The following is a 20,383-nucleotide window of genomic DNA, read 5'->3' as shown; positions in this document are numbered from 1 at the left end:
TTTGCGAGGTACGTAGCAGCCGCGACGCAGTTTGGCGCTGTTCTTGCCTTCTGCCGGCGCCGCAGTTCTCCACTGGTTCCCTATTCCCATGAAACGCATCACCCAAACCCTGTTTGCTGCCCTGCTGCTCCTCGGAGCCGCTGGCACTTTCACCGAAGCCCAGGCTCAGGTAACCGTCAACATCAACCCGCCGAGCTGGGGCCCGGCCGCGCCGGCTGGCGCTCAGTACTATTACGTGCCCGAATACGGGGGCTACTACGACCTGCGCGCCCAGCAATACATCGTGCAGCGCAACGGTAACTGGACGCGCGTGACCTCGCTCAACGGCTACAACCCCAGCAACTTCCATCCGGTAGTCATCGACTACGCTGGGGCTCAGCCCTGGGTCAACTATACCCAGCACAAAACCAAGTACGGCCACCCGCACGGCATGCCTCCTGGCCAAGCCAAGAAGATGCGCGGCGCTCATGTGGCACCGGCCCGCACCAACGTCATCGTAGTTGATGGCCCGGGCGGCGGCAATGGCCGCGGCAACGGTAAAGGCAAAGGCCACGGCAAGCATTAATCCCGTCGCAATCCACCTTGCGCAGCGCGCCTTTTCTACCGTCAGGTGGGGAAGGCGCGTTTTTCGTGTTAAACCTGGCCCGGCGGGCGTGGTCTAAGCGGCCGGAAACCCGGGTGCGCACGCTCGCCACCGCTGAATTGTGGTGCTGTTTTTGCGTTGATGATTAGCAACTTCTCTGATTCGACCATGAAATTTCTGTTGAAACCCGCCCTGCTGTTTGCCCTGCCGGCGTTGCTGCTGCTGGGCCGTCCGGCCGAGGCGCAGGTGCGGGTACAAGTCAACATCGGGGCGCCGGCCTGGGGGCCGCCCGTCCCGACCGGCGCGCAGTACTACTACATCCCCGAAATCGACGGCTACTACGACCTGTATTCGCAGTCGTACCTGTACTTCGACCCGTACTACAACGATTGGGTTAGTGCCCCTGCCCTCCCGGCCTACTACGCCGGCTACGACCCGCGCTTTTTCCACCCGGTGGTGGTGCAGTACGTGGGACGGCAACCCTGGGGCTACATCTACGACCACCGTGACTACTGCAACACCCTCGGCTTGCGCCCCGGCTACTACCGCTCGGCGCCCGGCTACGGCTGGCGCGGCGGCTACGGGGGCTACGGCCGCGACTGGCAGTACCGCCAGCAGCCCGACCGCTACGACAACCGCAACGGCTACGCCCGCTCCAATGACGACCGCGACAGTCGCTACGACCGGCAACCCAGTTACCCCTCGCGCCAACCCAACCGCAGCGCGCAGAACAACTACCCCGACCGCAACCCCTCCTATGGGCAGGGCCCGGGCCGCTCCGATGGCCAGTATCCACAGGGCGGTCGTACGCAGCAGGGCCCCAGCAACAACCGGGGCCCCGAAGGCGGGCGCAACGGCCGTGTACGCTAACCTCTCCACCACTTTACGTGCAAAAGCCCCTCTTCTGGAGGGGCTTTTTGTTTGGGCTGCAACCGCCGTCCCGCCGCCGGTGCCTGGCTGGGCGAACAAGCGCGGCCTGCTTCAGTTATAAGACCGATACTGAAATACTCTTGCTATTCCCCCTTGTCATGTCTGCCGACTACCGTCCCATCAGCTGCTCTTTCTACGACGAGCTGGAAGCCCGCGCCACCACCCAGCAACCCTGCACGCTCACCTACCGCACCGAGCCCGACACACCGCCCAGCACGTACCACGGCGTCATTCGGGACCTGTACATCCGCGACAAGGTGGAGTACCTGCGCCTGGAAGATGGATTTGAGCTGCGGCTGGATAACTTGGTGGCCGTGGATGACAAGGAACTGCGCAACTACTGCTAACTGGAACTCCTCGTAAAGCAAACAACGGCCGCCTCGTTCCAAGGCGGCCGTTGTTTGCTTTACGAGGGTAACGGAAGATTAAAACTCCGCGCTCTTGGGGAAGCGCGGGAAGGGAATCACGTCGCGGATGTTGGTCATGCCGGTCACGAACAGCACCAGACGCTCGAAGCCCAGGCCGAAGCCGGAGTGCGGGGCCGCGCCGAAGCGGCGCAGGTCGAGGTACCACCACAGGTCCTCCTCGGGCACGTGCATTTCCTGCATGCGCTGCTGCAGCTTCTCCAGGCTTTCCTCGCGCTGCGAGCCGCCGATGATTTCGCCGATGCCGGGGAAGAGCACGTCCATGGCGCGCACGGTGCGGCCGTCCTCGTCGAGCTTCATGTAGAAGGCCTTGATGTCCTTCGGGTAGTTCGTCAGGATGACCGGCTTCTTGAAGTGCTTCTCTACCAGGTACCGCTCGTGCTCCGACTGCAGGTCGGTGCCCCAGTCCACGGGAAATTCAAACTTCTGCTTGGCCGTCTTCAGAATGTCCACCGCCTCGGTGTAGGTCAGGCGCTGGAAGTCGTTGTCGATGACGAAATGCAAGCGGGCGAGCAGTTCCTTGTCGTATTGGTCGTTGAGGAACTGCAGGTCCTGCGGGCACTTTTCCAGGGCGTAGCGCACGAGGTACTTCAGGAAATCCTCCGCCAGGTCCATGTTGTCGACGAGGTCGAAGAAGGCCATTTCCGGCTCGATCATCCAGAACTCGGCCAGGTGACGGGCCGTGTTGCTGTTCTCGGCGCGGAACGTGGGGCCGAAGGTATACACCTTGCCCAGGGCCATGGCGGCCACTTCGCCCTCCAGCTGCCCCGAAACCGTGAGGTTGGTGGCTTTGCCGAAGAAGTCTTCCTTGTAATCGACGCGGCCGTCCTCGGTCAGGGGCGGGTTTTGCTCGGGCAGGGTGGTCACGCGGAACATCTGGCCGGCGCCCTCGGCATCGGAGCCGGTGATGATGGGCGTGTGCACGTAGAAGAAGCCGCGGTCGTTGAAGTACTGGTGCACCCCAAAGGCCAGCGCGTGGCGCAGGCGCAGCACCGCCCCGAAGGTGTTGGTGCGGGGGCGCAGGTGGGCAATTTCGCGCAGGAACTCCAGCGAGTGGCCTTTCTTCTGCAGCGGGTAGGTTTCGGGGTCGGCTTTGCCCAGCACTTCGATTTCCGACGCCTGGATTTCCACCGATTGGCCCTTGCCCTGCGAGGCCACGAGCGTGCCGCGCACGGCCACGCACGAGCCGGTGGCCACGTCCTTCAGCGTTTCCTCCGGAAACTTCTCAGCGTCGGCGACTACCTGCAGGTTATTGATGGTCGAGCCGTCGTTAACGGCGATAAACTGCACGTATTTGTTGCCGCGGCGGGTACGAACCCAGCCTTTTACGAGCACCTCGCGGTCCAGCTCCTGGCTGGCGAGCAGTGCCTCTACGCTTGATCTTCTGACGGACATCGTCTTAGCAATGAAGTTGAGCCGGCAAAAATACGGCGGCGCTGCGGACTTTCCTGCGCTGATTTTTACGGCGCCGGGCAGCTGCTCTGTGGCCCGTGGGGCCGCCCGCGCGCACGGCAGTCAATGTCACTGTAGTGCTAAAAGCATATTACTATCCTGCGAGGGGCCGAGCCTGACTACACACAGGGTGCCAAACCTGCTTTTCCCACCAACCTTTGCCCCAAAACTGAAGTACACAATAGGCTATCTTTGGCAGGAGCGGCGCCCTCCACCTGGCGCCGGCACGCGTACCTCAGCTATGCAACGACTGGACATGAAACAGCTTCTCTCGCAGAAGCTGTCCCCCCAACAGATACAGTTTATCAAGCTCCTCCAGATACCCACGGCGGAGCTGGAAATGCGCATCAAGGAAGAGCTGGAAGCCAATCCGGCCCTGGAAGAAGGCGATGCCGAAGAGGCGGACATGGCCGACGAGGACGCCGACGACGAGTTTGGCGACGACGCGGACGACGATACGCCCGACGAGCCCGCCGAGGGCGAGGAGTACGACAACGAGGAGAACATCCTCGACGAAGACTACGACGAGCCCGCCGAGCCCGAAATAGAAATACCCAAGGACGAGGACACTAGCGAAGCCAAGGAATCCGACGACCTGGATATCGACGACTACCTCAACGACGACGAAATAGCCGGCTACAAGATGCAGGGCGACAACGGCGGCGACGAGGAAGACCGCGACATGCCCCTGGCCGATACCAGCTCGACGCTCACCGACTCCCTGTTCGAGCAGCTGCGCTTCATGGACCTGGACGAGCAGCGCGAGGCCATCGGCCGGCAGCTTATCGGCTCCATCGACGCCGACGGCTACATCCGCCGCGACCTGGGCGCCATCGTCAACGACCTGGCCTTCTCGCAGAACATCGAGGCCACGGAGGAGGAAATCGAGCAGGTACTGCGCCTGATCCAGACCTTCGACCCGCCCGGCATCGGGGCCCGCGACCTGCGCGAGTGCCTGCTGCTGCAGCTGGACCGCCGCCCCCACGACGACGTGGTGGAGCACGCCCAGCACATCCTGATGGACACCTTCGAGGAGTTCACCAAGAAGCACTACCAGCGCATTCAGCAGAAGCTGGACCTGGAGGACGACGAGCTCAAGGAATCCATCAGCCTGATTCTCAAGCTCAACCCCAAGCCCGGCGGCTCGGGCCCCACCGGCGGCGGCCGGGTGCAGTACATCATTCCGGACTTCATCCTGACCAACGACAACGGCGAACTGAACCTGACGCTGAACGCGCGCAACGCCCCCGACCTGCGCGTGAGCCGCGACTACCAGGAAATGTTCCAGGCCTACGACAAGGGTGCCCGCAAGGACAAGAAGCTCAAGGAGGCCGTCACCTTCGTGAAGCAGAAGCTGGACGCGGCCAAGTGGTTTATCGACGCCATCAAGCAGCGGCAGAACACCCTGCTGCGCACCATGGATTCCATCGTGCGCTACCAGCGCGAGTTTTTCCTCGACGGCGACGAGAGCAAGCTGCGCCCGATGATTCTGAAGGACATTGCCACCGAAATCGGCATGGACATCAGCACCGTTTCGCGCGTGGCCAATTCCAAGGCTGTGCAAACCGAGTTCGGCATTTACCCGCTCAAGTACTTCTTCTCCGAGGGCATCGCCACCGACTCGGGCGAGGACGCCAGCAGCCGCGAGGTAAAGCACATCCTGAAGGAAATCATCGAGGCCGAGGACAAGCGCCGGCCGCTGTCGGACGACAAGCTGGAAAAGATGCTCAACACCCGCGGCTACAACATCGCGCGGCGCACCGTGGCCAAGTACCGCGAGCAGCTGAACATCCCGGTGGCCCGCCTGCGCAAGGAGCTGTAAGCATGCTTGGCCCGCTGCCCGGCTCGTCGGCTTCGCGTATGGCACGCTGTCACGGGTCTTTTCAGCGCTTCGGCACCGGCTTGGCTTTACTATTGAACATCATGGGATGCGAGTCGGCGGCTCCATCCCATGATGCTTTTACACCCGAACAGATTCCGCCGCCACCGCCACCCCTGCGCGGGTGTTCGTTTATTGGGTATGTACCGACTAAACACAGTGACAGCTCCCGGATATATCTGGAGTTCATAACAGCAACTCAGTATGAAATCTACTCGTGGGCCCAGCCACGAAATGGATTTCGCCCAAGCTCGTCAGGCAGGTGGTCGGCCGATACCGCTATGGGCTTTTTCTGGAGCGGTCGGCCCATGCTCATCAGCTTGGTCGACTCGGCCACCCGGGACACGATGAAACTTCACCTGCATTACGGTAGAAGGCGTTCTGCCTCGATGTGGCGCAATCCACCCAAGCCACGCTTTTTTCTAACGCACGCCTACCGGTTGTGCGTTAGCAACGCTGATTCCCGCTTTCGGCTGCGTTTCCTGCCACACTAGTAGGGTAAAAGCATCGGCAACGCTCCTATTTTTGCCCGCGTGCTTTACCGCCTGGCCCAGCTGCTCTCCGTCGTCTTTCACCCGCTGCTCATCCCGACCTACCTGGTGGGGGTGCTGGCCTACGGCTTGCCGGCCGAGCTGCTGCCGCTGACGGCCGCGGCCCGCGGGCAGGTGCTGCTGCTGGTCGGGCTAATAACCTTCTGGCTGCCCGGGCTGGCCACCTGGGGGCTGGTGCGTAGTGGCCGCATCAGCTCGGTGGAGCTGGCGGAGCGGCGGCAGCGGCCCCTGCCCCTGCTGCTGACGGCGGCCTCGTTTGCCGCCGCCACCGCGCTGACGCTTTACGCGCCGGCCTACCGCGCGCCGCTGCTCTCGCTGTTGCTCGGGGCCATGACCACGGCCGCGCTGCTCACCTTCCTCATCACCTTCTGGTGGAAGATTTCCGCGCACGGCGTGGGCATGGGCGGGGCGCTGGGGTTGCTGACGGCCTTGCTGCTGCGCCCTTATCCGCTGGGCGCGGCCGGCGCGGCGTACTGGGCGGCTGCGCTGCTGCTGGCCGGGGCCGTGGCCTGGGCCCGGCTGAAGCGGCGCGCGCACACGCCGGCCCAGGTGGCGGCGGGCCTGCTGCTGGGCGGCGTGGTGGCGCTGCTGGGTGGATGGGCTTTTAGCTGACGCGGGCCATTTCCTGCCCCACCAGCTCCTGCACCTCGGGCCGGTCGTAGTCGGCTTCGTTTTCAATATGGGCCATCAGGCGCTCCATGATGCCGTCCTGCCGCTGCCCGTTGGCCCAGGCCTCGGCGTACGGGCGGTGCGAGAAGGTAACCTGCGAGTACAGCGGCAGCCACTGCTCGGGGTACTGCGCGGCGATTTTGCTTTCGATTTTCTTCTGCAGCAGGAAGCGCGGGTCGGCCACCCGGTCGCGCATCTCCACGAAGTTGTACACGGCCAGGTCGGCAATGGCGTCGGCGTTGGGCTTGCGCAGCTGCTGAAACTCGCGGAAGATGGTGTGCCAGTCGTCGCCGTGCCGGGCCATCAGCTCGTCGAGCACGGTGCAGTCCTCAAAGCCGGCGTTCATGCCCTGCCCGTAGAACGGCACGATGGCGTGGGCCGCGTCGCCCAGGAGCACCACATCGTCGTCGAACGACCACGGGAAGCACTTCACGGTCACAAGCGAGGCGGTGGGGTTGTGAAAGAAGTCCTCGGTCAGCTCGGGCATCAGCGGCACCGCGTCGGGGAATACCCGCTCGAAGAAGGCCGTCACGTCGGCCGGCGTTTGCAGCGCCGCGAAGGATTCTTCGCCCTCGAAGGGGAAAAACAGCGTGCAGGTAAACGAGCCGTCGAGGTTGGGCAAGGCAATCATCATGTAGCGCCCGCGCGGCCAGATGTGCAGCGCGTGCTTTTCCAGGGCCCAGCCCCCATCGGCCGTGGGTGCGATGGTCAGCTCCTTGTAGCCGTACTCCAGATACGACTGGGAGTAGTCGTAGCGGTCGGTTTTCTGCATGGCGCCGCGCACGGCCGAAAAGGCCCCGTCGGTGCCGAACAGGCGGCGAAACGCCAGGTGCTGCTCCTCGCCGGTAGCCGCGTCGCGCAGGTGCAGCCGGCGCTGGCGCAGGTTCACGTCGAGGCACTGCTGCCCGAAGAATACGCGGACGTTCGGTTGGGCCTCGGCCAGCTCCAGCAGGCGGCGGTTTAACCCCCCGCGCGATACGGAGTAGATGCCCTGCCCGGGCTTGCCGTAGGGCTGCTGGCTCAGGTTGCCCTGCGCGTCGTGCATCACGCGCCCGTACATGGGAATGGCTACCTCGCGCACGGCCTCGGCAATGCCCACGCCTTCCAGGGCGCGCCAGCCGCGGTCCGACAACGCCAGGTTGATGGAACGGCCGGCATCCGCGCCGGCGCGGCGCGGATCGGACCGCCGCTCGTACACGTCCACGGCGTGGCCGCGGCGGGCCAGGTACAAGGCAAGCAGCGAGCCGACCAGCCCGGCTCCGGTGATGGTAAGTCGGTTGCCGGTGGCCTGGGTGGAAGACTGATCGGCAGAAGAAGCAGCAGGAAAATCCATAGGGGGAACGTGGAGGGCTTCGAAAGTAAAGGTTTACGGCTGTTTGGCCCGTTCGCAATGCTATAACACGGCTGGCAGGAATTATACTTTCACCGAAAAATAAAAACTAATCTTTACCTCATCCAGTAAAAAGCGGTAGATTGCTTCCCACCCACTTGCTACCACCCATTTTACCAGTATACCCCATGCTTCCCGACTTGCCGTTACCCGTAGCTCAGGGCGTTCTGCCAACTGCTCTACGCTATCCGCTTATTGCCCAAAGCCCTACCGTGCCCGAGCCGGCACGCGTGGTCGACGGGGGCGAGCCACCCCAGCTGCAAATCGGGGAATTCTGCCTGGGCGATGCGGATTGCCCCAGCCTGACGGGGCATCCGGACATCCGGTACTAACAGCAGACCTACGTACAAACCCGCATTTTTTAATGATTCTTATCAGTATTTCATAATTCTAACTGTCAAGCTGATAGAATCACGCTAAGAAAGACGAAATTTGTAGGCTTGCAGCGTATCTCCGGAACGGATTGCTGCTTCTACCCTCTTCTTTCCTCATTTCTATGCGGCAATTGTACCCCCGCCTCCTGGCTGTGGGCAGCGCCTTGTTGACCCTGCCAGCAATGGCCCAAACCGAAGCCGGTGTAAGCGGCGTCGTGCGCAACGACGCCGGCCAGCCCATTCCCGGCGCTACCGTTTTTTTGAAAGGCACCCTGATTGGCACCGGCACAAACCGGGAAGGCCAGTTTTCGCTGCCCGCCGACTTCAGCGACGGCCCGGTGGTAATTTCCGTTTCGTTCGTGGGCTATGAAACCCGCGAGCTGCAGTTAAGCAAGGCCACCTCCGATGTGGTGGTTACGCTCAACGAAGCCGTTACGCTCAACGAAGTGGTGGTAGCGGCTTCCCGCGTGGAAGAGTCGCTGCAGCAGGCGCCGGTAACCATCGATAAAATCGGGGCGGCCCAGATCCTGCGCCTGCCTCCGCCCGACGCCCTGGCCAGCCTGAACCAGTTCAAGGGCATCGACGTGAACTCCTCGAGCATGGTGATGAGCAGCCTCAGCACCCGCGGCTTCAACTCTCCCAAATCGGAGCGCGTGATTCAACTGGTGGATTACTTCGATACCCAGTCCCCTTCGCTCAACGTCAACTCGGGCAATCTGACGGGCGTGCCGGAGCTGGACATTGCCAGCATCGAGGTCATCCACGGGCCGGCGTCGGCCCTCTACGGAGCCAACGCCTTCAACGGGGTGGTGCTGCTGAACTCCAAGGACCCGTTCGTGACGGAAGGCCTGTCGGCCCGCGTGCGCGGCGGCCAGCGGGCTTATTTCGATGGCCAACTGCGTTACGCCCAAAAGATTGGCAACAAGTTCGCGTTCAAGCTGGTGGGCAGCTACCTGACGGCCGACGACTGGCTGGCGAGCAATGAAGATGCCACCAGCCGCGTCATCACGCCCAACAACAACGCGGCAGGTTCCCCGCTGGGCTACGACGCGGTCAACCGCTACGGCGACCAGGGCTTCCTGTTCACCGCCAACCCCGCCCAGCAGCTACCGGGCGGCAACAGCTCCGAATTGCTGGGCGAAACGGTGTTTATGCCGGGCTTCACGGAAAAGACCTTGGTAGGAAGCGACAATAAAGCGCGGTCCTTCAAAGTGATTCCCACGGTATCGTACCTGCTGACCGACAAGCTGAAAGCCACCGTGGCGGCCAGCATCAACCGGGGCACGGCCAGCTACCAGAGCTCGAGTCGTTACCGCCTGCGCGACTTCGGCACCAACCAATACCGCGGCGAACTGCGGGGTGAGCGGTGGTTTTTGCGCGGTTCGTCGACCCAGGATTTCGGCAACAATTCTTACGACCTGGGCTTCCTGGGCTCGTTTCTGCAAGCCTCGCCCGTGGCCGAGGGCAGTGGGACCAGCTACGCAGGCCTGTATTTCGCCACTTACAACGGTGCCTACAAAGCAGCCCGAGCGCAGAACCTGCCGCGCGAGCAGGCGTTGGCAGCGGCGCAACGGGCCGCCAACGAGAAGCTTCTGGACCCGGCCAGCCCGCGCTTCGGCCAGCTGCGCTCGGCCATCATCGGTGACAACACGCCCGGCCGTGGCGCGCGCCTGAACCCCAGCTCCCTGCTCAACGAGGGCAACGCGCAGTACGACTTCCGCTTCGGCGACAAAACCAACCTCATCCTGGGTGCGGCTTACCGCAAATTCCGCTTGGGCTCCGACGGCAAGTTTTTCTCCGACGACAAGGAGCGCATCCAGAACCACGAAATGGGTGCGTACACCCAGTTTTCGCACCAGATGCTGGACGACCGGCTGAAGGTGGCCTTGGCCGGCCGTCTGGACCTGTTCAAAAATTTCGACCCGGCTTTCTCGCCGCGCGCCTCGGCCGTGTATTCCGTGGGTGACAACCGCCAGCACAGCTTCCGCGCCAGCTTCGGCCGCGCCTTCCGCTCGCCTACCCAGCTCGACCAGTACATCCGCCTCGATGTGGGCCCGGTGTACCTGTTGGGCAACGTCGGCAACGGCTTCCAAGGCCGAGCCCTGCCTTCCGCCAACCCCTTGCCGACCGTTATCAATATCGCTCCGCTGAAGCTGGAGCGCCTGAGCACGTACGAGGTGGGCTACCGCGGCACATTCAGCAACAAGCTCTACCTGGACCTGAACTACTTCCAGAGTTACTACAACGACTTCATCGGCGCCCAGCGCTTTATCGGCAACCCCGACGGCACCCTGAACGGGCCGACGCGCGTGCTGCAGGTGTGGACCAACGCCGGCCAGGAAGTGGAAACGCGCGGCGCTGCGGCCGGCCTGAGCTACAACCTGGCCAAACCACTGGTGCTCACGGCCAACTACAGCCTGAACGTCCTGAACCGCTCGCGCATTACGGACGAGAATTTCCAGACGTTCTTCAACACGCCCAAGCACAAATTCAACGTGGGTGCCAATGGGCAGGCCGGCCAGCTGAGCTATTCGGTAAACTACCGCTGGGCCCAGGGCCACCTGTACGAAACGCCGTTTGCCGTGGGTGAGCTGGCCGATTATAGCTCGCTGGATGCTTTCGTGGGCTACCACGTGCCCAAGTTGGCCACGACCGTCCAACTCGGAGGCTCTAACCTGCTGGACCAGGCCAATACCCAGATCTACGGCGGCCCCAACATTGGCCGCCTGGCCTACCTGGGTCTGCAAGTCGACATCAAGTAACGCCCATCAACTGGTCAACAAAAAAGCCACTCCGCTGACGCGGGGTGGCTTTTTTGTTGCCGATTCCCAATTAGGAAACACTCGCCCCTATATGGGAATCGGCCTACACACTAAAACCGAGCGTTCGGCCAGAAAGCCGGACGGTCCACCCAAAAGCGCCGGAGGTCTTGGAAACAGCGCAAGAATTTTGAGGCTCTTTCCAATAATCATTCAATGGCTTACCCGAAACACCGCTACCCAGTAGTCCTCTCAGGCCTTTTGGCAGGCGCCCTTACCGCTCAAGCTCAACAAGCACCTATTCCGTCGAAACCGCAGGCGGCTTCGGCCGACGTGAATGCCAATACCGGCACGGCCGCTACTTCCGTCGGCGGAGCAGTGCTAACAGACACCGGTCAGCCGTTACCGGGGGCCACGATCTTCGTGAAGGGCACCTTCATCGGCACCAGCGCGGACCAATTTGGGAAATTTCACCTGAGCACTTCGTTTGATAAGCTGCCCGTTGTCCTGCAGTTCTCTTACGTCGGCTACGACACCCGGGAAATTGAGCTGAAGCTGCCCGACCAGAGCCTGAGCGTAGGCCTCTCGCCGAGCCCGACGCAGCTCAACGAAACCGTGGTATCGGCCTCGCGCGTGGAGGAGCAAATCATGCGCGCACCGGTGACGGTAGAGAAAATCACCGGCCGCCAGATCGAGCGGATTTCGACGGCGGAAGTACTGGCGGGCCTGGGCCAGTTCAAAGGCATCGACGTGAATTCGGCCTCGATGCTGTTCACGTCCATCAGCACCCGGGGCTTCAACACGGCCAAGTCGGAGCGGGTGATTCAGCTCTACGATTACGCCGACGGCCAGCTTCCCTCGCTGAACCTGACCCCCGGCAACCTGGTGGGCATCCCGGAGGTGGACATGGAAAGCATCGAAATCGTGCACGGGCCGGCGTCAGCCCTGTATGGTGCCAATGCCTTCAACGGCGTGGTGCTCTTCAATTCCAAAGACCCGTTCGTGTACGACGGCCTGAGCGTGCGCGTGCGCGGCGGCCAGCGCGACTACCTTGACGGCCAGCTGCGCTACGCTCACCGCGTTGGCCGCAAGTTTGCCTTCAAGGTGACCGGCAGCTACCTCACTGCCCAAGACTGGCTGGCGCGCGACTATTCCGCCCAGGACGGCTCCGAAAACCCCGCCGGTTCGGCGTTGGGCTACAATGCCGTGAACCGCTACGGCGACCTGAGCTACGTGTTTACGCCCCAGCAGCCATTGCCGGGCGGCACCAGCCCCGAGCTGTACGGACGGCGCCTGTACGCCCCCGGTTTTACGGAGCAGGAACTGGTGGCCGGCGACGACAAGACCCGCTCCTACCGCGTGGAAGGCACGGCGGCGTACCTGCTGCGCGACGACCTGAAGCTGACGCTGAGCGCCCGCCGGGCCCTGGGCACCTCCACGTACCAAAACCTGAGCCGCTTCCGCATCAAAGACCTCGGCATCAACCAGTACCGCGTGGAGCTTAAAAGCGCTAAGGGCTTCTTGCGGGCTTATTCCACCCAGGATTTCAGCGGCGACTCCTACGAGCTGAACCTGCTGGGGTCTTTTCTGACCGTGGCGCCGGCGGCAGAAGGCGCCGCTTACACTTACGGCGACCAGTACATCAGCACTTATAACGCCGTGTACAAGCAGGCTCGTCGGGCCAATCAAAGCGTGGATCAGGCCTTGGCCATGGCCCAGACCGCCGCCAATGCTTCCATGTTGAAGGCCACAGATCCGCGCTTCGCGACCCTGCGTGACAAACTCATCGGACAAGACGATCCGCTACGTGGCGCCAAAATGAAGCTCAACTCTTACCTGCACGACGTGAGCGGGCAGCGCCAGTTCACGCTTGGCAGGAGCACCGAGCTGACCGTGGGCGGCGCGTACCGCGCCTATCGGCTGGGCTCGGGCGGGCGCATCTTCGGCGACACGCCGGGCCACCGCCTCCGCAATTACGAGTACGGGGCCTACGCGCAGCTCACCCAGACGCTGCTGGACGACCACCTGAAGCTGGCCCTGGCCACCCGCGTAGACGAGTTCAAGAATTTCAAGGCAGCCGTGTCGCCGCGGGCTTCGGCCGTGTATTCCTTCGGGGCCGATAAGCAGCACAGCTTCCGCGCCAGCTACGGCTCAGCTTTCCGCAGCCCTTCGCAGCTGGAGCAGTACACCCAGGTCGATATCATTGCCCGCGTGATTCAGGGCAACGTGGCCAACGGCTACCAGGGCTATAGCCTCGTCAACGGCGAGGGCCAAACACTGGGCACAGCTCCGCTGAGCACATTCGAGCTGAACCTGAAGCCCCTGGCGTTGGAGCGCGTCAACACCGTGGAGGTGGGCTACAAAGGCATCGTTTTGCCCAAGCTCTACGCCGACGTAAATTTCTATTCCAGCCGCTACAACAATTTTGTGGGTGCCAGTTACTTCGTCGGCAACACCGATGGCAGCCGGCCTACTCCGCAGCAACTGCAAACGGCCCAGAGCACCAATTTTGGCCCCGGCCAGCCCACGCGCTACCTGTTCGTATACCACAACAACGACCAGCCCGTGCACACCCGCGGCGGCGCCGTAGGCCTGAACTATTACGCCCTGCGCGCCCTGCACCTGTCCGCCAACTACTCGCTGAGCGTGCTCGACCGTAAAGGCCTGCCAGCAGACTTTGTGACCTTCTTCAACACGCCGAAGCACAAGTACAACGTGGGCGCCGAGGGCTTGGTAGGCAAGCACCTGACGTACAACGTAAACTACCGTTGGGTAGAGGGTCACCGCCAGGAAATGCCCTTTGCCACGGGTAATATCGCGACCTACAGCACCTTGGATGCTAGCGTGGGCTATGCCCTGCCCAAGCTGGCGGCTACCTTGCAAGCGGGTGCCTCCAACCTCCTCGACACCAATAACGTGCAGGTATTCGGCGGGCCACGCATCGGTCGCTTGGCTTACCTGGGCTTGCTCGTGGACGTAAAATAACCTCGGCCTTCGTCGGGTGGTCCAGACCGCGAGCGGCGGTTGCTTCCTGCTTTCTCCGTTACGGGCGGTACCTACGGGTACCGCTCTTTTTTTGCCCGGAGTCACAGCAGCCACTACGCCATGATGTACCGAAACGTCAGGTTGAGCCGCGGGCCCAGCAGCTGGGCCGTTTTGGGCACGGCGTGTTGCCAGTAACGCTGCGTATCCCCTTGCATCAGCAGCAGGCTGCCGCTGGGCAACTCCAGGCCGAGCGGCGGGTGCGCGAGGCCCACGCCGGGCCGAGGCCGCAGCCGAAAGCGGCGCGCTGCCCCCAAGCTGACGGACGCGATGACCGGGGCCGGGCCCAGTTCGGGTTCATCGTCGGCGTGCCAGCCCATGCTGTCTTGGCCCGAGCGGTACAGGTTGAGCAGTACGCTGTTGAAGGTGGTATTGGCAGCCACCTGCACGCGCTGGCGCAACTCCTGCAAAACCGGGGTCCAGGGTTGCGGCTCCAGCCGCAGCCCCGAGTAGCGGTAAGCGGTGCCCGCGTCGCCGTGCCAGGCGGTGAGGCGGGGCTGCAGCACTTCCCGCCCAAATAACTTGATGGGCTCGTGCCGCCACGCTACGCTGGCCGTAATTTCGGCTAGCAGCGCTGTGGCTTCGGCCGGCGGCAGGAAGCCAGGGTCCCACTGCACGTCAGCCAGCGGCAGGCGTAAGCTCGTCAGCGGCATACGCAGGGCTCATTGCCCGGTGCCAGGCGGGGCCCAGCCGGCGTAATAGAGCAGAGCAAAGAGCAGCTGTATCACCAGCACTACCAGCAAGGGGCTCAACCAGTTGCGTGGACGGTAATGCTGCCGGCCTATAAAGTACGGCCACAGCACATACACGTAGAGCAAGGCCAGTACGAAGTTGATACCCAGCAGCACATACTGGGGCAGCAGCTTGAAGTAATCGGCCGTCCAGCTACCGGCCCACACCACCAAAATCACCAGGGCGAGCAGCAGCGCCGCCCCGCCGTAGCGACGCAGGCGCAGCAGGTTCAGTAGCATCAGGATGCCCCCGATCAAAAAGGAAAACACGGAGTAGATAGCCACCGTGGTGGGCGTGTAGAGCTCCGGGCCAGCAGGTACCTCCTCCACCTCCTCCGTTGCCTGAGCGCGGGCCCAAGGCGGTGGCACGGGCGCGACGGGGGCAGCCGCGGCCTGACGTCGCGCTGCGGCTTCCAACTCAGTGCGCAGGGCGGCCGCGTCGGGCACGGCGTGGCCGCGCCGCTCCAGCTCCGTAAGGGCAGCCAGCACGGCATCGTCGATGTATTCGGCACGGTGTTCCACGTACCGGAGCAGATCCGCGTCGGTTTTGCCGGCCATTTTGGCCGCGTAATCTTCCATTACAGTCAGGCAAACGAGTAGGGGAACTCACCCCGGCAACCGTGCCGGCCAATTCACCCAAAATTCATACGGTAAAACCTGCCCGGATGGCTATTGGTTGGCCGGCGCAGCTGTGAGCACGGCCGTCCACTGCGCCACGGCCTGGCCGATGCGCCATACGTCCTCAAAGGAATTGTAGAGCGGCACGGGCGCGAGGCGAATGACGTTGGGCTCGCGCCAGTCGGGCATGATGCCGCGCTCGGCCAGGAAATCGAACAGGGCACGGCCTTCGCGGTGCACCAGCAAGGACAACTGGCAGCCGCGCTGGCCGGGGTCTTGGGGCGTGATGATTTCGAGCACGCCAGCGGGCAGGCCGGCCTGCTGCAGCACGTACTCGAGGTAGGCGGTCAGCTGCTCGCTCTTGCGGCGCAGGGCGGCCATGCCGCCGGCCTCGTCCACGATGGCCAGGGCGGCGCGGTGGATGACCATGGGGAAAATCTGCGCGTTCGAGAGCTGCCAGCCGGCCGCACCGGGCATGGGCCGGAAACCCTTTTTCATCTGGAAGCGGTCCGCCGGGTCGTGGCCCCACCAGCCGGCGAGGCGCGGCAGGTCGGGCCGGTTGGCAAACCGCTCGTGCACGAACACCCCGGACGTGCCGCCGGGCCCCGAGTTCAGATACTTGTAGGTGCACCAGCAGGCAAAATCCACGTCCCAGTCGTGCAGCTGCAGGAGCAGGTTACCGGCCGCGTGGGCCAGGTCGAAACCGACGGTAGCGCCTACGGCGTGGCCGGCGCGGGTAATGGCGGCCATATCGAAGGCCTGGCCGGTGTAGTAGTTCACGCCGCCGAGCAGCACCAGGGCCAGCTCCTCGCCCAATTCCTGGATCCGGGCCTCGATGTCGGCCGTGCGCAGGGTATGTTCGCCGGGGCGCGGCAGCAGCTCCACGATGGCATCGTCGGGCTGGTAGCCGTGCAGCTTCACCTGGCTTTCCAGCGCGTACTGATCCGAGGGAAAAGCCCCGCCTTCCATCAGCACTTTGTAGCGCCGGCCTTCGGGGCGGTAAAAGCTGATCAGCAGCAGGTGCAGGTTCACGGTGAGGCTGTTCATCACCACCACTTCCACGGGCTTGGCCCCCACTAAGCGCGCGGAGGCCTCGGTCAACGTTTCGTGGTAGTGCATCCAGGGCGAAACGCCGCGGAAGTGCCCCTCGACGGCGTGCTCCTCCCAGCTCTGAAACTCGGCTTCTACCGCGGCGCGGGCGGCTTTGGGCTGCAGCCCGAGCGAGTTGCCGCAGCAGTACACCGCAGGCCGCCCGTCGGGGCCGGCGGGCAGGTGAAACCGGTCGCGGAAGGCGCGCAGCGGATCCTGCGCGTCGAGCTGGCGGGCGAAGTCGGGGGTGTTCTGGAAGGCAGCCGTCATAGGCGGCAAAGATAGGCGCCGGGCCGGATGCGGCGGCCTACCGCCGGGCGGCCCGGCTTAGGCTACTTCGACCAAGGGAGCGACCGGCACGGCCACCGGCGGCCGGCTCAGCACCTGCCGGTAGAGGTACACCAGCGCCAGCAACAGCGCCAGCGCGAACAGCGAGGCCACAAACCAAGGCTGGAAAATCAGCACGTGGTAGTTTTTCATCTGCAGAAAGCGCAGCACGGCTTCCAGGTTGAAGAAGTACGCCACCGACGCCAGCACGTAGGGCCAGTAGCGGCGCGTGAGGAAGCCGTAAGCGGCCAGGAACAGGATGCAGGCGTGCCAGTACCGCTCGTGCATCTGCGTGTTGAAAAAGCAGAACACCAGCGGAATCAGCCCGACGCTGAGCAGCGCCACTTCCATGGAGGGCATTGCCACTGCGTGGCGGCCGTGCTGGCGCATGTGCAGCAGCCCGCGCACGGTGCTGATGAGCAGCGGCAGCAGCACGACGGCCGAGAACAGGCAGAACAGCAGCAGCCCCCAGGTTTTGTAGGTCAGCCCCCAGAACGGCTCCGCGTCGGAGGTGTTCTGCAGGTCGAGGCCGCTGGTGACGAGGTGCCAGAAGTTGAAGGCGTTGGCCGATATCACCGGCACGAGGTCCACCACGTCGAAGTTCATCTCGATGATGCGCGGCAGCTGGCTACGCTCCGCGCCCCAGATAAAGGGTGCCAGCAGGGCCAGCAGCAGCAACGCCGAGGCGCCCACGGCCTGGGCCAGCCGCAGCGGGCGCTGCCACCACAGCGGCAGCCACAGCAGCAGCAGCGGCGGCAGGAAGATGATGGCCTGCGTCTTGGTGCCCAGCGCCAGGGTGTAGAAGAGCATGCTCCACACGGCTTTTTGCCGCACGGCCAGCACCACCGCCCCAAAGGCCCAGAACGTATAAATGGCGTCGACCTGCTGCCAGGCGAGGGTATTATAGAGGTAGCCCACGTTAAAGAGCAGCAGCAGGCTCAGCTCGAAGCGGCGGGTGCGCTCGGCCACCAACGAGGCAGCCCAGATGGCCCCGGCAAAGTCGAACACGAGCACGAAAGCCTTCACCGCGTGGATGTAGTGCTTGATCTGCTCGACGTTGCCCGTGAACTGGGTGTAGATCCAGAGAATGTACTCGTACACCGGGTTGTAGGTGTTGCCCGGGTCTTCGTACACGTTGCCCAGCCCGTTCTCGGCCATGTACACGGCCCAGAACGACCAGCAGCCCACGTCGCCGACGTGGCCGGCCTGGGGCACCAGCGCCAACAGCAGCACGAAGAGCAGAAAATAGTAGGCCGACTGACGGACGGGCGAATACTCCAGCATACGACGGATACGGACGGCTTGGCGCCGGGCAGAAAAGACTAAATACGGGGCCATAACGGCCGGGCTCACAACGACCCAGCCGCAAAATACGGCATTTCCGCTGGCCTTTCGCAGCGGCCGGCCCGCGTGGCGCCGCTAAAGCAGCCGGGCCGCGCCGGCGGCCGTCAGCAGCTGCGCGGCCTGGGCATCGGTTACGCCCATCCAGTCCAGGGCATTCTGGCCCAGCATGCGCGCCTTTACCTCGGCCGGGTACTCCATGGAGCGGATCAGCTGCCCGGGTTCCAGCTCGCCGAGCGGAAACGGGTAGTCGGTGCCAAGCGTGATTTTGTCGGCCCCGAGGGTCTTGACGAGGTAATCCAGCATCAGCGGGTCGTGCACCAGCGAATCCACCCAGAAGCGGCCCAGGTACTCGCGCGGGTTTACCGGGTTGTCGATGGCGCAAAGGTCGGGGCGCACCTGCCAACCGTGCTCGATGCGCCCGATGGTGGCGGCGAAGGTGCCTCCGCCGTGGGCCACGGCCACCCGCAGCTTGGGCAGGCGTTCCAGCACCCCGCCGAACACGAGGGAGCAGAGCGCCAGGGTGCTTTCGGCCGGCATGCCCACCAGCCAGGGCAGCCAGTACTTGGGCATTTTCTGCTGGGCCATCATGTCCCAGGGGTGCACGAACACGGCCGCGCCCAGCTCCTCGGCGGCGGCGAAGACCTCGAACAGCTCCGGTGCGTCGAGGTTCCAGTCGTTGACGTGGGAGCCAATCTGTACTCCGATCAGGCCCAGTTCCTTCACGCACCGCTCCAGCTCTTTGATGGCCAGATCAGGGGCCTGCAGCGGAATGGTGCCCAGGCCGGCAAAGCGCGTGGGGTAATCGGCCACGACGCCGGCGATGTGGTCGTTCAGCAGCTTGCTCAGGTCCAGCGCGTCGTGGGGCTTGGCCCAGTAGCTGAACATGACGGGCACGGTGCTCAGCACCTGCACATCCACGCCAAAGTGGTGGCACTCGCGCAGGCGCACCTCCGGGTCCCAGCAGTTGTCCTGGATTTCGCGGAAGAACTTGTCGTCCTGCATCATGCGGGCGCAGCAGGGCTTGTGGTGCTCCAGCCGGATAAAGCCGCCGTAGCCGTACCGCTCGCGCAGGTCGGGCCAGGTTTTAGGCAGGATGTGGGTGTGAATGTCTACCGTGAAGGAAGAAGGAGGAATGAGGGAAGAAGAATGCGTGGGGTGGGCGGCGGTCAGCATGGGGTGGGCAGCCTTTAGAGTGGCCGTCGGGAAAAATCAGGATTCGTGGCCGCGTCGGTCTCGGGTGGAGTTCAGGATTGCGCGGGTAATGCGACACAGTTCGTCGCAATCGGCGTGGAGGCTGGCAAAAGCACTGGGTGTCAGGCTTTCGGTGGCAGCCAGCAGCCGCAACCAGTAACTCGTTTCACGAGCTTCTTTGTAGGCAATGCCTATTTTCTGGGAGAAATCAGCTTTGGAGATGCCGCCGGCCGCTTCCTCGGCGTTGGCGCCGATGGCCGTACCGCTGCGCAACAATTGCCGGACAAGCTCCAGTTCGCACCGCTCCTGCCGCAGGTGGCGCGTCAGGCGTACAATGCGCACGGCAAAAGCAAATGACTTATCCAGCAGCACGTTGCTATGACCATGAGCGGCCCCGGCATCTTCCTTCATCATTCTTCCTTCTTCACTGCCTCTGGCTTCTGCATCACGGTGCCGCAGTTCCGGCAGGTACGGTGCGCCTCGTTGTCCCAAAACTTGCCCATGATGACGGGCAGCTGCGTGACGATGTCGGTGACTTCGGCAAACTCCTCGTAGAGCTTGGTGCCGCAGTTTTCGCAGTACCACTGAAAGCCGTCCAGCTCGCCGGGCTTGCGGTAGCGCTCCACCACCAGGCCCACGGTGCCGGCCGGGCGCTGCGGGGAGTGCGGCACGCCCGCGGGCAGCAGAAAAATCTCGCCGGCGCGGATGGGCACGTCCACCGGCTTGCCGTCCTCGATGATCTTCAGCGTCATGTCGCCTTCAAGCTGGAAAAAGAACTCCTCGCTGTCGTCCACGTGGTAGTCCTTGCGGGCGTTGGGGCCGCCCACCACCATCACGATGAAGTCGTCGTTGCCTTTGAAAACCTGTTGGTTGCCGACGGGCGGCTTGAGCAAGTGGCGGTGTTCGTCGATCCACTGCTGGAAATTGAACGGGCGCGAAACGGGCATGGGGTGGGGCGGTGAAGTGGTGAAAGAGTGAGGCGGTGAGTCTGGCGAACAACGTCAGGCAAGCATCACCGGGCTGTTTCCG

Annotated in this window: 16 protein-coding genes; 7 read left to right on the top strand and 9 right to left on the bottom strand. The window is 63.3% G+C overall.

The features are described 5' to 3' along the window. Positions 1-88 precede the first annotated feature (88 nt). The 3 genes from ACYVKQ_RS04770 to ACYVKQ_RS04760 all read left to right on the top strand — a co-directional run bounded on the left by ACYVKQ_RS04770 (position 89) and on the right by ACYVKQ_RS04760 (position 1,860). Entirely contained in the window at positions 89-565 is a 477-nt protein-coding gene (locus tag ACYVKQ_RS04770; protein WP_460576155.1) for a hypothetical protein, read from the top strand. A gap of 186 nt (positions 566-751) precedes the next feature. Next, positions 752-1,453 carry a hypothetical protein gene (locus tag ACYVKQ_RS04765; RefSeq protein WP_460576153.1) on the top strand — a complete coding sequence of 234 codons (702 nt, stop codon included), beginning with the start codon at positions 752-754 and terminating at the stop codon, positions 1,451-1,453. 158 nt (positions 1,454-1,611) lie between these two features. Continuing rightward, a complete protein-coding gene (locus ACYVKQ_RS04760) occupies positions 1,612-1,860 on the top strand; it encodes a hypothetical protein (RefSeq protein ID WP_460576151.1) in 249 nt (82 codons plus the stop codon). Between the two features lie 78 nt (positions 1,861-1,938). Here the strand turns inward: ACYVKQ_RS04760 and asnS are convergent, their stop codons facing one another. Then, complete coding sequence (asnS, locus tag ACYVKQ_RS04755) at positions 1,939-3,333, bottom strand: asparagine--tRNA ligase (RefSeq protein WP_460576149.1); 1,395 nt, start codon at positions 3,331-3,333, stop codon at positions 1,939-1,941. A gap of 298 nt (positions 3,334-3,631) precedes the next feature. Between asnS and rpoN the strand changes: the two genes are divergently transcribed. Then, entirely contained in the window at positions 3,632-5,212 is a 1,581-nt protein-coding gene (rpoN, locus tag ACYVKQ_RS04750; protein WP_460576147.1) for an RNA polymerase factor sigma-54, read from the top strand. Positions 5,213-5,802: 590 nt separating this feature from the next. Continuing rightward, complete coding sequence (locus tag ACYVKQ_RS04745; RefSeq protein WP_460576145.1) at positions 5,803-6,432, top strand: hypothetical protein; 630 nt, start codon at positions 5,803-5,805, stop codon at positions 6,430-6,432. Here the strand turns inward: ACYVKQ_RS04745 and ACYVKQ_RS04740 are convergent. Continuing rightward, entirely contained in the window at positions 6,425-7,822 is a 1,398-nt protein-coding gene (locus ACYVKQ_RS04740; protein ID WP_460576142.1) for an FAD-dependent oxidoreductase, read from the bottom strand. The genes ACYVKQ_RS04745 and ACYVKQ_RS04740 overlap by 8 nt on opposite strands. Positions 7,823-8,375: 553 nt before the next feature. Between ACYVKQ_RS04740 and ACYVKQ_RS04735 the strand changes: the two genes are divergently transcribed. Further along, positions 8,376-11,015 (top strand): TonB-dependent receptor, encoded by a 2,640-nt coding sequence (locus ACYVKQ_RS04735; RefSeq protein WP_460576140.1) that lies wholly within the window; start codon positions 8,376-8,378, stop codon positions 11,013-11,015. A gap of 330 nt (positions 11,016-11,345) precedes the next feature. After that, the gene (locus ACYVKQ_RS04730; protein WP_460576138.1) at positions 11,346-13,997 is read left to right on the top strand and encodes a TonB-dependent receptor; all 2,652 of its coding nucleotides are present in this window, start codon (positions 11,346-11,348) and stop codon (positions 13,995-13,997) included. 113 nt (positions 13,998-14,110) lie between these two features. Here ACYVKQ_RS04730 and ACYVKQ_RS04725 read toward each other — a convergent pair whose 3' ends face one another. From ACYVKQ_RS04725 to ACYVKQ_RS04695, 7 genes are all read right to left on the bottom strand, one after another. Further along, positions 14,111-14,707 (bottom strand): alpha-ketoglutarate-dependent dioxygenase AlkB family protein, encoded by a 597-nt coding sequence (locus ACYVKQ_RS04725; RefSeq protein ID WP_460576136.1) that lies wholly within the window; start codon positions 14,705-14,707, stop codon positions 14,111-14,113. A 9-nt stretch (positions 14,708-14,716) separates the two neighbouring features. Further along, complete coding sequence (locus ACYVKQ_RS04720; RefSeq protein WP_460576134.1) at positions 14,717-15,364, bottom strand: hypothetical protein; 648 nt, start codon at positions 15,362-15,364, stop codon at positions 14,717-14,719. Positions 15,365-15,454: 90 nt separating this feature from the next. Next, the gene (gene kynU, locus ACYVKQ_RS04715; RefSeq protein ID WP_460576132.1) at positions 15,455-16,762 is read right to left on the bottom strand and encodes a kynureninase; all 1,308 of its coding nucleotides are present in this window, start codon (positions 16,760-16,762) and stop codon (positions 15,455-15,457) included. A 57-nt stretch (positions 16,763-16,819) separates the two neighbouring features. Next, positions 16,820-18,103, bottom strand: coding sequence for a hypothetical protein (locus tag ACYVKQ_RS04710; RefSeq protein WP_460576130.1), 1,284 nt, complete (start codon positions 18,101-18,103; stop codon positions 16,820-16,822). A gap of 135 nt (positions 18,104-18,238) precedes the next feature. Beyond that, positions 18,239-19,336, bottom strand: coding sequence for an amidohydrolase family protein (locus tag ACYVKQ_RS04705; protein WP_460576128.1), 1,098 nt, complete (start codon positions 19,334-19,336; stop codon positions 18,239-18,241). Between the two features lie 36 nt (positions 19,337-19,372). Next, positions 19,373-19,768, bottom strand: a complete 396-nt coding sequence (locus tag ACYVKQ_RS04700) for a four helix bundle protein (protein ID WP_460576126.1) — start codon at positions 19,766-19,768, stop codon at positions 19,373-19,375. After that, positions 19,765-20,301 (bottom strand): 3-hydroxyanthranilate 3,4-dioxygenase, encoded by a 537-nt coding sequence (locus tag ACYVKQ_RS04695; protein WP_460576124.1) that lies wholly within the window; start codon positions 20,299-20,301, stop codon positions 19,765-19,767. The genes ACYVKQ_RS04700 and ACYVKQ_RS04695 overlap by 4 nt, the downstream gene beginning before the upstream one ends. Positions 20,302-20,383 lie beyond the last annotated feature (82 nt).

This window comes from Hymenobacter coalescens, assembly GCF_054783195.1.
The sequence above is the reverse complement of the archived record's forward strand: the minus strand, read 5'-3'. Positions and strand labels throughout refer to the sequence as shown.

Coding starts and splice junctions, on each gene's coding strand:
- ACYVKQ_RS04765 (WP_460576153.1), top strand. CDS start 752: ATGAAATTTCTGTTGAAACCCGCCCTGCTGTTTGCCCTGCCGGCGTTG.
- kynU (WP_460576132.1), bottom strand. CDS start 16,762: ATGACGGCTGCCTTCCAGAACACCCCCGACTTCGCCCGCCAGCTCGAC.
- ACYVKQ_RS04735 (WP_460576140.1), top strand. CDS start 8,376: ATGCGGCAATTGTACCCCCGCCTCCTGGCTGTGGGCAGCGCCTTGTTG.
- ACYVKQ_RS04695 (WP_460576124.1), bottom strand. CDS start 20,301: ATGCCCGTTTCGCGCCCGTTCAATTTCCAGCAGTGGATCGACGAACAC.
- ACYVKQ_RS04760 (WP_460576151.1), top strand. CDS start 1,612: ATGTCTGCCGACTACCGTCCCATCAGCTGCTCTTTCTACGACGAGCTG.
- ACYVKQ_RS04710 (WP_460576130.1), bottom strand. CDS start 18,103: ATGCTGGAGTATTCGCCCGTCCGTCAGTCGGCCTACTATTTTCTGCTC.
- ACYVKQ_RS04705 (WP_460576128.1), bottom strand. CDS start 19,336: ATGCTGACCGCCGCCCACCCCACGCATTCTTCTTCCCTCATTCCTCCT.
- ACYVKQ_RS04770 (WP_460576155.1), top strand. CDS start 89: ATGAAACGCATCACCCAAACCCTGTTTGCTGCCCTGCTGCTCCTCGGA.
- rpoN (WP_460576147.1), top strand. CDS start 3,632: ATGCAACGACTGGACATGAAACAGCTTCTCTCGCAGAAGCTGTCCCCC.
- ACYVKQ_RS04740 (WP_460576142.1), bottom strand. CDS start 7,822: ATGGATTTTCCTGCTGCTTCTTCTGCCGATCAGTCTTCCACCCAGGCC.
- ACYVKQ_RS04725 (WP_460576136.1), bottom strand. CDS start 14,707: ATGCCGCTGACGAGCTTACGCCTGCCGCTGGCTGACGTGCAGTGGGAC.
- ACYVKQ_RS04720 (WP_460576134.1), bottom strand. CDS start 15,364: ATGGAAGATTACGCGGCCAAAATGGCCGGCAAAACCGACGCGGATCTG.
- ACYVKQ_RS04700 (WP_460576126.1), bottom strand. CDS start 19,768: ATGATGAAGGAAGATGCCGGGGCCGCTCATGGTCATAGCAACGTGCTG.
- asnS (WP_460576149.1), bottom strand. CDS start 3,333: ATGTCCGTCAGAAGATCAAGCGTAGAGGCACTGCTCGCCAGCCAGGAG.